Source organism: Ohtaekwangia kribbensis (assembly GCF_042676245.1).
Classification (GTDB): domain Bacteria; phylum Bacteroidota; class Bacteroidia; order Cytophagales; family Cyclobacteriaceae; genus Ohtaekwangia; species Ohtaekwangia kribbensis.
The window spans coordinates 92353-106165 of the sequence record NZ_JBHTKA010000004.1; the positions used below are offsets into that span (position 1 = coordinate 92353).

Sequence of the window (13813 nt, forward strand, 5' to 3'; positions counted from 1 at the left end):
ATATGAACAATTTTATAAAAATACTCTTACTACTCCTAATAAGTCAGGTAACAGAAGGGCAGATAAGCATTGAACTATTAAACACATACAATAATCCAGGGCCACCAGAACTATATTTCAAATACAAACTTCAGGACACCATTTTTGCCAAACATGAAGGACTTCAGCTTAAAAATTTTGCTTCAGTAAAATTCGATATTGACAAAAATGGCGTTATTGATAATGTTCATTTCTCTATATCTACAGATTCATTACTTCACCCCTATATCATGGATGTTTTAATGTCAACCAATCATCATTGGATTATAAAACAAAAGGGAAAGAGTATAAAGAAAAAAATAACAGTCATCCTACCCATGATATTTACTCTAACACCTCGTGTTACCAAGAAAACCACTACGAGAGTGGAAGAGCATTTTGGTGATACTTTTGAAGATATCGAACTCGAAGCTACACACTTATTTCAGTTCAATAAGAAGGATTACAGCCTATATATGTTTTATAGGAATGTTGAAAAATATAACGGAGTAGTCCTAAACCCCATCGAAGTAAGAGTACCGAATAATCCAGATGAAAACAACTACTAGACGTAGGTATAAGCCGTCTAAGTATATGAAATATAAATATAAAATTGCTCCTGCTCTTATTTAGTCAAGTAGCAAATGCGTGTCCTTAAGAGGATTTGGTAGTATCCTAGAATCTGATCCTCGATATTTTAAAGAGCTTATCGCAAGATATGACCTTGATTTAAATATCCTTATATCTATAGATAATAAGTACCGTGATAACTTAGCTGGAGCAAAATGTCTTTTATAAACAAAATACTTTTTATAGCGCTGTTTTCCTGTCAAATGTTTCAGGGAGTGGCTCAAACAATTCTGAACCCTCAATTCAAGGGCAAAGAAAGTTCATCTTATCGAGAATATGTCTACGCTGAATTAGTTAAACATAAGGATTTGATATCGACTTTGTGTGAACGAGTTACAGGTTCTATTCAGATCATCCTTGATAAAAAAAGCGATATAAAGTCCGTTTTTATCTCAGGAGAAATGTCTGATTCACTTCGTCAGACCTTAAAAGAAATTACTTTCTCATCAAAAGGTTTGTGGACTCCAATGGAGATAAATGGGAAGAAAGTAGACAGTTATCCCATTGTGCTGCTAATGTCCCTGCATCTAGGAGAAGGGTGTAGCAGTAGTCGTGAGATGACGTTAAAGGCTATTAAAAGTGATTTCAGTAAGATGCTGATAGGTGAAAACTCGAGCGATGACAGTATTATACACGGTTTTGTCTTGCCACCATTAACTTTTGTCTGGGATTATATACCTCCGGATATAGGTCTTGAAAAGAAATAGCAGGTAGTCTATTAAAGTATAACGCATATTTTTGAATGCTATATAAACTTCCTTGTTTGATACGCCCCTATATTACAGATGTTCTGATGTCAACCAACCATCATGTTGGCTAGGGTGTTTCGTTGGAGAAGAACACCAAAGGCACGAGGAGCAGAACACGAACAACGACAAGGAACAAGGGCACGACAAAAAATATTTTTATATTATTTATCAATCCTTTAACCTTGAAGGCGGTATATCTACCCATCGTTTGCTAATAACAAAATAATTATTCCAGGTTAAACCTTATTTTTCAGGTATAGTATACTATATCCAAATACTTGTTATTGCATCGCAAAGGAACAAGTATGCAGAAATATCTATCTATTGCTTTAAGCATTGTCTTGTTGTGGATCTCCTCTTGCGATCACGATGAAACCAAGCTTCAGCAAGCAGCCACCGAAAAGAAAATAACAATTACCGATCTCGAACACGAGCCTTCAGTGAAAGAGCTGCTTTCAAAAGTTCAGGGCAGTTCAGCCAACGGAAGAATAAGCAGTCTGGAAATCGCTGATGCATTCTTCAAATATAGCGAACCCGACAGCGGCATCCTGAATTATACCTTTCGCTTACCCGATGATGCTCCGGATTACTTTGAGAACCTTGTGCTATCACAATACGAGGATGGTTTCTACGGATTTATATACCGCTATATCCCGGATGGACCGTATAAAGCCGGTGATTCGTTCAAGGGTACATTTCAGCAATATAACCTTGCCGGAGAACTGATTCGTGAAATTACTATACCGACTGCACAAGACAGCGCAGCGGCCGGAGGACGAGTGCAACTCATGAATCAATGTGTACGAAGCATTGAGCAAACCTGCACGACTATCTATGAAGTAGAAACCCGAACCGATTATCCATGCCATTGCCAGTACGATCATAAAACTGAAGTGAGCAGCGTGTGTACATTTTCATTTAACCGAGGCTGGTGCGATGATATGATCGCAGCACCACCAGCCGGTGGTGGCGGCACGTATGTAGGTTCAAGCGATGCTGCACCACGCAGCGGAGGTTTGGGAGGAAATACAAGTGCACCTAAACCAGTGAAGAATCCAGTGGTGGTGGTTCCGGAACCGGGCTTTGATGATATTACTTTCAATAATGTAAAATCTCCTTGTTTGGTGAGGGTAATTAAAAACTTGATGCGTAAGGACTTCAAGAACAAGATTAATCGCCTTGCGATGACTAAATTTGTTGAGATGGGTATGGCTGTAAATCTAGATTTTAATGAAGCAATAAATATCAAAAATGAAAAAGGGCAAACTTCGCACGCTGCTACATCTCCAGTATTCTCTATCGACTCTGAAGGAAACACTCACGTAACTATTAATTTAAATTCATCTACCCTTCCTGGAACGAGTGAACTGTTTCAAATCATAACTATATACCATGAATCAGTGCACGGTATCTTCAAAGTACTTAACACGGGTGCCTATGTCACTGACAAAGGTGAGTCCAAATTTAAGTATTACAGAGAGATGAACACAGCTGAACAGCATGAGGTTATAGCATCAACAGATGTTGTTGGACATATAGTTGATGCTGTCAGTGACATCTATGGACAAAAGCTTTCACAAACAGAAGAAGCTGAGGTTGCCGCCATGGTACTCTATGGAATTTCAGGTGTAGAGCAAACCACGAATTTCAAGACTTCATTGTCAAAATGGAATCTTAACATGGCAAAAATAGCAACCATCGGTGAGAAAAATGAAAGAGTCGTATATGATGCTAACAACAATCTTATACGAATGGGTGGCAAAGAATGTAACAATGAATAATTTAATGATATGACTTTTACAAAACCTCACAAAATCTATTCGACAGTGATTTTTCTCATATTAGTGACATCATCACTTTATGCACAAGTGAACGTAGAGCTAAAGGATAGAATAAAATACCCAGAAGTATATTTTTGGAAACATTTGCATGACACTATACTTAGCGCGAATCAAGGCTTCAACTTTTCAAACTACGCTTCTGTAAAATTTCTTATTGACAAAAGGGGGATTATTAGTAACATCTCATTTTCAACTTATACGGACTCCTTAGTAATGCCACATATCTATAATGTGCTTATGAGTACAAATCAAAAGTGGATAATCACCCGAAAAGGGAAGGCTGTGAAAGAAGAGGTAACTATACTTTTACCTATTATATTCTTCTTTAAATCAGAACTAAAAAAAACAGGACCAACTAAAGATGATGTCTTCAGCAATCATGGCCCTATGGATGTTGTTGGACAGGGAGAACGGTTATTCCATTTTAGTAAAAATCGAGATGAAAACTTTGAAATGTTTCGAAGAAACGGAGAGAAATTTGAGGGTATAGCACTCAACCCTATAGAAGTTATTGTGCCTCTGAATCCTACTATTGATAAGTACTAACTGTCGCCCCTGGTTCTCCAATCATAAATATATACCATACTATGAAATTAGCTAGTACCCTTGGGCTGATTCTAATAACCTATTCTTACTCATTAAGCCAAAAAATCAGCTTCCATAATTTATTGGAAATCAAAATTCGTTTCAAAACTATATACTATCAGAGTTATTGTAAGTTGATGCTGTTTTTTTCAAAAACCCGTGATTCTTTCATACAAAATTGAATTGATGGATTTCCTTATATCAGCTAGCATATCTTATTTGAAAACAAGTCTAGTTTGAAAAATTCCCACCAACGTTTGTGCATAAGCAGTGGCGGGAATTCGAAGCGCGTCACTGTCCCACGACACCAAACGTATTTTGAAAAACTAAACTACAAATTTACACTGAACCCCGCCATTGATTATGCATTTTGTTAGCGGCTGCCTCATTTCTCCGCACTCAATAAAGAATATATTTCTTCAATCGTCTCAGGCTTTTTAGAATTTTTCTGTCCGTCTTTGTAAACTTTTACAATTTCGTTAAGTCCTTGTCCCCATGCAGTAAAGTCATAACGTGTCCCACATTCTTCTCTTTTCTCTGTCGGGCATAGACAACTCCAAACAAAATCGTTTATCTCCGTCCAGTTAATAAATTTGTCCGCATTATTTAATTCAATTCTCTCAGGACTAAATATTACCGGTCTCACTCTTACATTGCCAAATTTTGTTGCTATTGAGTCGGTTGTCAGAAGTCCTTGTCTCTTGCTGTTTTGTTTAGGGGTAACTAAATCTTGCAACACTTTTGTCACCGAGGAAATAATGTTGTCGTCAAAAAGTCCGATCCATTTTAGAAGCTTTGAAAGATTTTGTTCATTCCTCAACGAGCTATTGAACTGAAGTTGTTGTCCCTTACTTTTAACTTCCGCAATAATAATGTCAATGTCGCTTGTAATTTCTAAGTAGTCAGACGAATTGTGTTCAGTTTCATCATGTCGATGAAGAGGAAATCTAATGGCGACTAAATCCACTTCTCCTCCAATTTTGTCCTCACTTGATTGAAATATAAATCCACTGGTCAAATAACCATTCAGTCTCAGGTACAGAGTTGTAATTAATTCCTGTGTATTTGATTTTTGTTTGTCGGTCATTGTCCAATGAGGATGCCGCTAACATGAGTGCATATTGCGTGCGGGGTTAGGAGCGCTTGTTAAATGGCCATCGGCCATGACAAGCGCGACCTGTTGCAAAACTGTCCCACGTGATAAAACCAAATAAAGAAACAAAAATTACAACGCAACACCGAAGCCCCGCAATGAAATATGTACAGTGTTATGCACATGTGCCGCAATTGTCCACACCAAGCAGCACGGATGCCAAAGCTTTGGATGTGGGTTGAAGTCGCGCGGCTTTGGTATTGGTGTTGCGATTCGATGAAAATTGCAACTCAAACTTCATTAATTTTTTAAGTCGTTGTTTATAGTCTCCAGAAGTGGTCTTAACTTCTCCAATACTTGCTTTTGAATTTCTAAGTCTTTATGTCCGCAAACCCAGTCGCATAGTTTAGTCTTATCAAGTGTTTGTATTGTACTTTTTCCACCGTAGTCGTCAATTTTTACTTTTTCTGAGTAAAATTGTCCCTTGTCAAGTTCTTTTGGAAGGTCTAATAAGTTCTCAATACCAATCTTGAAAGTTTCGTTGGTAGTGTTCTTCGGCATTTTTCTAACCAGCAAATGTTTGTGATTTTCTTCTGGCTTGTTGGTGTCGCTGTCATAGTACAGTACAATTTTTGCTTGAAGCAAATCGGCATTTGCTAGGAAAAGTGACCTGGCCTGATTGAGAGCTGTGTCACCGGTAAATTCTGGAGAGCCGGTTTCATTGATTCGTCCAATCCAGGAGATATCAAATGAAAGCGAGTCACTAAGGCCGAATATCGTTTTGGCCGTATTAAAGTATTTCTCATCGGTTTCTCCTTCAACGAAGAGTTTATTTTTAGCATTTGAAAAGTTGTAGTCTATACGAAATGCCTCCTTTACAATTCTGCTGTTTGTCCATGAATAGAACTCTGGATTGTCAAGAGTAATTACATCGCCACTTCCATTTTTACTGAGAATTATCACTTTGTCATTTCTACGATTAGGATTATGAATAATAAATGGCGAGTGCGTTGAGATAAAAATTTGAGATTTCGTTTCTACTTCCGAGTTAATCACGCTCTTATAGAAGTCTAGGATGTCAAGTTGCCATTTTGGATGTAGACTGATTTCGGGTTCGTCAATCAAAATGATTGCGCCTTTGTTAACTCCCTTGTCTTTCAGTAAGAACCCGCCTCGGAAAACTATCTGTTTCTCACCAGAGCTTAGTCTTTCAATTGACATCCTCTTGCCGTTCTCCTCAAATAGTACTTCTTTGTAACCAGAGCGGTTTTCAATACCGATAAATTTTTTTGATGGAAAAATAGTGTCAAATGCCCTTGTAAACCTTCTAATCCTTGTATCAAGTTTAGTTTCATCTACTTCCTTTCCAATATTTAATCTTCCCCACTGAGCAAACTCTTGTGAGTCCAAAGATTGAATATCTATGAGTAATTGAGTTATCTCAGTAGCCAAATTATTGGTTGACTTATAACTGCTCTGTTGAAGCTGGTCTAAATCTCTAGCAGTGACCGATTGAATTTGATTAGGTGTATAATTTATCTCTACGTCAGAATAAACAACGCGTGACTGTGATTTGATTTCTGGCTGGTGGAAAAGGGTTGCCGGTACACTCTTTGGTGCTTTGTCTGCGCTTCGAAAATTAACCTGGATATGATTCCAGTTGCCTGCTATGTCAAAATCAAAAATGATGGTGAAGATTCCGTCCGCAAATCCTTGAGTGAAGTTTGCTTTAAAATTCGTGTTTTGGTGAAACACGCCTAATTCATCGGGGGAAAATTCAACTTCAAAAATCCTTTTTTCATTCCTTCTCTGTTGATTCAATTCAAACATAGAGAATTGATAAAGTAAGTCCAGTATTGCCGTCTTACCCGTTCCGTTTTCACCAGCAAAAATTATTGTGTCGATTGTCCTTCCTTGTTCGTCAGTAAAATCTAGTTTGAGGTTCCCAAGTATTGGATGGCCTTGAAGTTCAACTTTTCTAATTTTCATTTCAAACCGAAATATTTAGGTTAATACCTGAATTGGCTCTTTTGCTTGCTTTGGTGTCGCGTGGGAATGTGCGGCAAGCAAAAGTGCCAATGTTCGAAGCACCACATCTGTCCTGCGGCATTGTGCATAACATACCAATATAAGAACATGCTTACTTATATAACCGTTTACAAACGATTATCATCGATTATTCAATATAAAGATATATACTTACAATACTAAATTTCATGTTAGCTAAGGGCCTTCGCTGGAGAAGAACTCCAACAAAGGCATGGGGCTAATATATCTCATGCGAATAAAAGGATGCTCAAAGGTATATTTGATTATTCACGACAAAAAAAACAATCGATAAAACAGCGTGGGTAAAGGGCGTTTTTTTTTGGAGAAAGAACTCCAACAAAGGCATGGGAACTATAAAAAAAATCTTACATATATTTTGCTTCGTTAGTATATATTTTATTAGACAGCACGAAAGTCCTTTATATTGAATGTCTTTTAAGCTAATCATTCTTGAAATATTTGGGCATAATGAGCTTGCAAGCAAACGTATAGTTCATATATATACTTACGCTATTCAATTCGGTGTGGGTATAGAATGCTTTTGTTGGAGAAAAATCCAACAAAGGCATAAAGACACTATACTCTTACATATCTATATTTCCCTTTAATATGTTCTGCAAGGTATTGACCATAAGACTGTGTAGCCATTAATGCATCACTTACACTTTGAGGCACATCTAAGTATTGATATACATTTCCATTCAAAAATTCAATCTCAAGCGTCATTGTGGAAGCATCATATCCTATTGATGCAATGTTTGTTGACTGAACATTTATCCTCTCCATATTTTCAATCTTTTCTAACTTTTGAAGGGATGGGATTTTGACTTCGCCATACCTCCATGAACTCTTCATAATTAGGTGTCACTTCCATTGGTGTTCTCCATCCACCAGGATAATAAGAATCTTCATCAGATTTTTCATCATATACAATCGGATCTTGGCTATCAGGTCTTCGGTCTTTAGGTGGAGGTTCGATAAAACATCTCATTGGAATTTTCACAGCCTCACCAACAATTACAGCTTCGCCAATTCTAAGTATTGGCAACATACTTGTGAGGGCTTCAAGATTTTCACTCATAGTTTCAGTAATATATCCGCGGTCTGTTGCATTGGCCAATCTTAAAGCGAAAAAAGTGCCGCACTGCGACAATATAGTTGAATTGATTTCAGATGGACGTTGACTGACAATCATTGCCCCAATCCCATACTTGCGTCCCTCTTTTACTATCTTCTGAACAATAGTCGAAGCGAGCCCCTTGAAATTGTCGTTTAAATAACTATGTGCTTCTTCCATAACTATTAATAGAGGTCGTTCCCTGCCTCCCTGAGAAAGTCGCCTAGCCCAAAACAACCCCTCGTAAAGTATTCTCAATAGGACTCCGATAACTGTATTTAGTATATCTATAGGCACGCCTGAGAGATCTAAAATTGTTATTGGTTTATCAGAGCCTATCCAATCTTTCAAAAGGGAATCTAAATCTTTTGTTGTATTGCCCTCGGCATCAGGAGTAAATTCCCCTGGTTTAAGCAGAAAGTTATATCTCGGGATTCGTAGTTTAGCCCCGAGCGCTTCCAATTGGCTTCTTATATTTAAAGTACTCGGACCATATTGTATTTTCTCAGAATCGTTGGCGACATTTTTTACAGGTTTAAATCTAGGAGGTATGCCTTTTTCAACATCTCCGATCACATCCTTTTGTTCGCCGTCTTTTTCAAAAGCCCAGTTTTCTTTAATAGGTTTTTTCCCGTTATCCGAGTAATATGTAAGAAAGCTTTCACACCATAAGTCATACCACAACTGATTAAGACTAAACGGCACCGGACTATCGACACTCAATGTATCTTTTGCTATACCTTTTCGAGGAAATTTTTGAAGAGATTTTTCTTTATATAGAAGCATTTTTTCGAGTACACTTGCTCTATCTTTTTCATTACTAAAATCTCCAAATGAAACTTTTACCAACTCATCAAAACTGAGAGCCCAAAATGGAAGGTAAAGTTCCTTCTCTTGAAGTCTTGAGTTCTTATCAGGGTTTATTTTAAAAATATTGGCTTTATCTCTAAATGCGCTTGAATATTCTCCATGAATATCCAAAATAATTATTCGCGCGGATTTATACTTCGACGTATCTGAGAGAGCCGATAAGATACTGGTTACTGTAGTAGACTTACCCGAGCCAGTTGTTCCAACGACTGCACAATGTCTCGTTACTAGTTTATTTACATCGACTAAAGCTGGTATGGATTCGGCACCAGCGACATGACCAACTTTGACAAAGAATGGTCTATCTGGTTGGCCATATATCCTTTTCAAATCATTCTCCGAAACCAGATGAACTCTATCACCTATCGTTGGATGATGAGCGATACCTCTTTCAAACTTCCCATTACGTTGTCCCTCACCTATCAATTGAATGGTGATCCACCTATTCCCATATGGTTGGCTTTGGATTTGTTTTTCAGGCACAGCACTTGCACCAACCTGCGTAACAATGCCGAACAAATCGGTATAACCAATTGGAATCTTTACGAAACTTCCGATTTGACCAATGCGATATCCCTGTCCATCAACATAAGTTAATCCTGAGAGCGATTCATTCGCTAAAGAAACACTTATTGTAGTTCCCTGAACATCTTGAATTGTTCCAAGAAAGGTAGATTTACTTGTCATCTTGAACCTTAAATTGCTCACGCCCAATTAACTCCTGAAGAAAATTCCCAAATAGTTTAAAGTCACCTAACTTTAATAAGCAATCTGGTCGTTCTTTTGACTCTTCTGGCTTCGAAAGCTGTTCAATAACGTTAGCAATATTTTCTTCCCGATCTAGTTCCTCCTTACCGATCCGCCATTTGCCTCTTAATCCACCGATCACGGCTTCATCGAACGTCCAAATACTAAGGTTAGATCTACTTTCAGAAAGCCTTAACGCTTTTTCATATCTTATCTGAATAGCATTGTCTTTATCACTAAACTCCAATGTATTAAATAAAAGAACTATTGCCATTGCCGTTGGATTTGCTTTGAGCGCATTGACGATTGCGTCATTTAGATGCTCATCGCTAAATGAATAGCCCGTCATTATTAGAACCGATGAACTCTGTCTCAAGAACTTATTCAACCTATCGATTAAGGCAAGATATGGCATTTTCCTACTTTGATCGTATTTTAAATGAGATGGATATATTATATACGATTCTTGATTTCCTTCTTTTAGATTTATATGAGTAGACCTGAAGACATCACTACTTTCCTTCTGAAACCAATTAATTGAGCCGTGAATTTTCCACAGCCTCGTCCAATGCTTTGGAATTAAAGTATCCTCAACTGCTCTTAAGTCAAAAAAAGGTTCGCGAGATCCTACAAAACCATCAAAATAAGGGACTCCAATTTCTTCAAACGCCTGCTCCAGAAGAAGATCATAATTCGTTGTAAAGATTTCAACCGGAGAATCTCGCTCGATATTATGAATCCACTTTGCAAATTCATGATAGGGCGTCTTTTTATCAGGAAGGTTTACATAGAGCTTCTCTACAATCTTTTTACAAATATCTCTTTCCAAGTTTGCTAAATCTTCCTCCGAAAGACCTCGGACTTGTTCAGCTCCTTTGGCAATACTCTTTAGTCCTCTGACAAAACTTAAAATATCTTCAATGTTATATTGTACTTTCTCTGTTTTCTCTATCTCCTGAATTAAAGTGTTATACTTATTTATTTTGTCATCCGATGATTTTAATTGAGCTGAGACATATTTAGTTAACCCCGCAACATCTGGTATTAGTGGCCATTTGCCCTCTGGCATTTGAACCGCCAATGGGCAGCCTGCCGAAAGAAAAAAACCAAGCGGCTTTTTATCGTGAGATAATATTTGTCTGAGATACTTAAGCTGTCTTATAGGATCGTGATAATTCCCCATGGGTTGTCTTCGTTTCTTGTGTGTTCAAATTAATCTGACTTAATTGATATAAAATATACCTCTCAATAACATGCTCTCGATAATTAATATTAACATTGTTTTTTCACTCCTCCGATAAAAGTTTCCGAATACGGTAATTTTCCTTCCCAATAATGCTATTTAGCTTCCGGATAGTTAAGTTACTCGAAAGGGAGTTCTCTAAACACTCAATCAATTCATGTATAATAAGAGCCCATCCTCCAGCTACTTCTCAGCAGCCAAAAGATGGGCTCGATGTGAATATATACAACTATATATTACTTTGCAAATAGCGGTATATACTTAGTAGCAACAAAGTAACATCACCACACCCTCGCGTGAGGGATAGAAGCGGAAAGCCCGGAGCGTGGGCATGGGTTTGCGGCTGGCGCGAGGACTTGTAGCGGATAGCCCGACCCGTAGGGGCACGCCCTTCATGTACATATATACTGAGCAGCTAGTTAATTAGTAATCTTATGAAGACGCAGGCTCCAGTTATTGGTGGTGAGCATTAAAGTGTTCCCGTTCTCCGGAAAAGTAATCTTGGCTGCGGTTGTATCGACACCGTATATAGTTAGAGTATCGCGATCGGAAATAGTATATTTTCCGCAGGCAACAAACTCTTCGCATTCAATGGCTGAATCGGTAAAGATGTAGGAGACTTCAAAATCGTTATCTGTTACTGTATCCCATCGACCAATCAATAACGCCTTTGTTTCTTCAGGGGTGCGCTTTGGAGTGCATGATAATGCCAACATTAATAAAACAGAAATCGGTATAAGTTTATACGGCATGGAGGGAAGAAAGATATAAACGATAAACTCACACAACCTAATCAACATTTAACTTCTTAATCTCAGTTTTGGTAAGGCCGGTTGCTTTCCTGATGGTTTCTATATCTACACCAAGCTTCTTGAAATTAGCAGCAACCTTATTCATCTTTTTAGCAACTTCGGCTTCGATCTTCATCTCCTGCAGCCAACCCTTCTCTTTATCGATTAACTCGTAACGGCCGCTTTGTCGTAGTTCGTCCATTATACCTTTATCTACAAAGCTGGTATAGGTGTCTTCGGTTATCACCAGGTGGTCTAGCACTTCTACGGCCAGCATGTTGCCGGATTTTATCATGCGGTCGGTAAAGTCGCGGTCGGCTTCTGATATTTTTATACTTCCGCTCGGGTGGTTGTGTACGAGTATCATGCGTATAGCCGATTTATATATGGCTATACGAAACACTTCGGCGGGCTTTACCTCCACGCGGTTGGTGGCGCCTAAACTTACCAGTTCTATAAACAGTATTTTACTTGCACTGTTGAGGCCTATAACCCAGAAGTGTTCCTGGTTTCTGCGGATTTTATTTTCGCGCAACAGTATATCGCGCATAATGGTAAATATATCGGCCGAGTTAAGTACTGCGATCTTTTGTGTGGATGATAGGCGAACGTTCATGGTGCAAGATAAAAATTCGGTTTTAAGAAGCCAGAAGGAAGGAGTAAGAAGAGTCGGGAAGTCGGGAAGTCCGGAAGACGGGAAGTCTGGGAGACGGGAAGTTGGAAGATCGTAATCCGGAGCGTTTAGAAGAATGGAGGTGCGGAAGTATGACTTGTTGCGATGTATACTATATTTTGTGGTGTTCGTTGCTTTAGCTGTGAGCTGATAGCCGCGAGCTACGAGAAAAATTTAAGAGCCATTTCTAACTTCCGGACTTCCCGTCTTCCGGTCTTCCCGACTTTTCTGACTTCCCAACCTCCTTCTCGCAACTCGCAGCTCAAAGCTCGCAGCTATTTAAAATTCGACAATCTTCTTGTTCGATTTGTTCGACTTGAGTGTCGATGGCCCTTCGCCAAAAACGATCTGGTCGATCTTCTTTCCGAAGGTCTTTTTGCTAATGAAATCGCTTATCCTATACGGCGTGGAAGCGGTGACACCTTGCTCAAAGAACTCGTCTAAGTCGTAGAAGACATCGCTTTGTCCTTTTTTAATCATATAGTCTGATATACTTCCCGTAAAAACTTTAGCGCCTTTTTCAATATGATAGTTAACGGTTCTCCGGAATAACTTGGGAACTAACACCTTGCCTAAATCGGAACCGGCTATATATTCACAGGGCGGATCGCGGTACAGGCGCTTTTTCTCAATCGAACAATCATAGGTAACGTTTACACCCCACACGCGTTTCTTGGATTTACCTTTAACCGTGGCAGCTTTAACATCGTTGATCTCTTCCTCTGTCATTGATGTATAAAAGGTTGGTACCACCCATCCTTCTTTGGCGAGCCATAGGTTTATATCTACTTTACCAACCATTATGTTCCCTACAAATCGTCCGTAGGTGTCTAATGCGTCTGATGGTCTTTCGATGTTCTTGGAATAAAAGATGACTTTAATTTCGTCTTTGCTTCCGTTTGTTTTACGCTGCAGAAATGTACCTAAAGCAAAGGCCGCATTCTCGGCAAACGCCTGGCAGAAGTCGTCATTAATACCATTGTAACGTTCCCTTTCTTTGTCAGATATACTTTCCTCCCGCGGCAGTGGCGGTGCTTTATAGTGAAGCTCCGGGGCATCAACACCCTGCAGGCGTACACTTATTTTATGTACGTCCTGGCGCTTTGAATACTTGATAACATCTTTCCTGCCGCCTCTTCCAATAACATAAGAGTCGTGATAGACTTTTGTCTTTCTAAAAGTCTTATCATCTGCAGCAAATGAAAATGAATCTTTCGTTACATCCACTTCAATCTGTGTGGTGTCTGCATCTGCGCTGCCGTGTGGCCAAAACTGGGCGATTTTGACTCGCCCTTCAATACGTAATACTCCCATCGTTTTTTTGTAGGTTGGTTTAACAAATAACTAAGAAAATCTTTTTTTTCAGAAATAAGGTTAACTCATAACATTCATACTATATCGTGCGAG

12 protein-coding genes are annotated in these 13813 nt (G+C 38.7%); 4 read left to right on the plus strand and 8 right to left on the minus strand.

Annotated elements, in window-relative coordinates:
- Positions 1-2 precede the first annotated feature (2 nt).
- The 4 genes from ACFQ21_RS13585 to ACFQ21_RS13600 all read left to right on the plus strand — a co-directional run bounded on the left by ACFQ21_RS13585 (position 3) and on the right by ACFQ21_RS13600 (position 3784).
- Positions 3-587, plus strand: a complete 585-nt coding sequence (locus ACFQ21_RS13585) for a hypothetical protein (protein ID WP_377579755.1) — start codon at positions 3-5, stop codon at positions 585-587.
- A 216-nt stretch (positions 588-803) separates the two neighbouring features.
- A complete protein-coding gene (locus tag ACFQ21_RS13590; RefSeq protein WP_377579756.1) occupies positions 804-1355 on the plus strand; it encodes a hypothetical protein in 552 nt (183 codons plus the stop codon).
- A gap of 347 nt (positions 1356-1702) precedes the next feature.
- Entirely contained in the window at positions 1703-3178 is a 1476-nt protein-coding gene (locus tag ACFQ21_RS13595) for a hypothetical protein (protein ID WP_377579758.1), read from the plus strand.
- A 9-nt stretch (positions 3179-3187) separates the two neighbouring features.
- Positions 3188-3784: a hypothetical protein gene (locus ACFQ21_RS13600; protein ID WP_377579759.1), complete on the plus strand. Its 597-nt coding sequence runs from the start codon at positions 3188-3190 to the stop codon at positions 3782-3784.
- A 424-nt stretch (positions 3785-4208) separates the two neighbouring features.
- Here ACFQ21_RS13600 and ACFQ21_RS13605 read toward each other — a convergent pair whose 3' ends face one another.
- The 8 genes from ACFQ21_RS13605 to ACFQ21_RS13640 form a co-directional block, all read right to left on the minus strand.
- Positions 4209-4910, minus strand: coding sequence for a hypothetical protein (locus ACFQ21_RS13605; RefSeq protein WP_377579760.1), 702 nt, complete (start codon positions 4908-4910; stop codon positions 4209-4211).
- Between the two features lie 306 nt (positions 4911-5216).
- On the minus strand, positions 5217-6905 hold the full coding sequence (locus ACFQ21_RS13610) for an AAA family ATPase (protein ID WP_377579761.1): 1689 nt from the start codon (positions 6903-6905) through the stop codon (positions 5217-5219).
- Positions 6906-7541: 636 nt separating this feature from the next.
- Positions 7542-7751, minus strand: a complete 210-nt coding sequence (locus ACFQ21_RS13615) for a KTSC domain-containing protein (RefSeq protein WP_377579762.1) — start codon at positions 7749-7751, stop codon at positions 7542-7544.
- A 4-nt stretch (positions 7752-7755) separates the two neighbouring features.
- The gene (locus tag ACFQ21_RS13620) at positions 7756-9639 is read right to left on the minus strand and encodes an ATP-binding protein (protein ID WP_377579763.1); all 1884 of its coding nucleotides are present in this window, start codon (positions 9637-9639) and stop codon (positions 7756-7758) included.
- Positions 9629-10882 (minus strand): SIR2 family protein, encoded by a 1254-nt coding sequence (locus tag ACFQ21_RS13625; RefSeq protein ID WP_377579765.1) that lies wholly within the window; start codon positions 10880-10882, stop codon positions 9629-9631. Before ACFQ21_RS13625 ends, ACFQ21_RS13620 begins: the two co-directional genes overlap by 11 nt.
- A gap of 479 nt (positions 10883-11361) precedes the next feature.
- The gene (locus tag ACFQ21_RS13630; protein WP_377579766.1) at positions 11362-11694 is read right to left on the minus strand and encodes a hypothetical protein; all 333 of its coding nucleotides are present in this window, start codon (positions 11692-11694) and stop codon (positions 11362-11364) included.
- A 37-nt stretch (positions 11695-11731) separates the two neighbouring features.
- Positions 11732-12349, minus strand: a complete 618-nt coding sequence (locus ACFQ21_RS13635; RefSeq protein WP_377579767.1) for a JAB domain-containing protein — start codon at positions 12347-12349, stop codon at positions 11732-11734.
- Positions 12350-12685: 336 nt separating this feature from the next.
- The gene (locus tag ACFQ21_RS13640; RefSeq protein WP_377579768.1) at positions 12686-13720 is read right to left on the minus strand and encodes a thermonuclease family protein; all 1035 of its coding nucleotides are present in this window, start codon (positions 13718-13720) and stop codon (positions 12686-12688) included.
- Between the last annotated feature and the right edge of the window lie 93 nt (positions 13721-13813).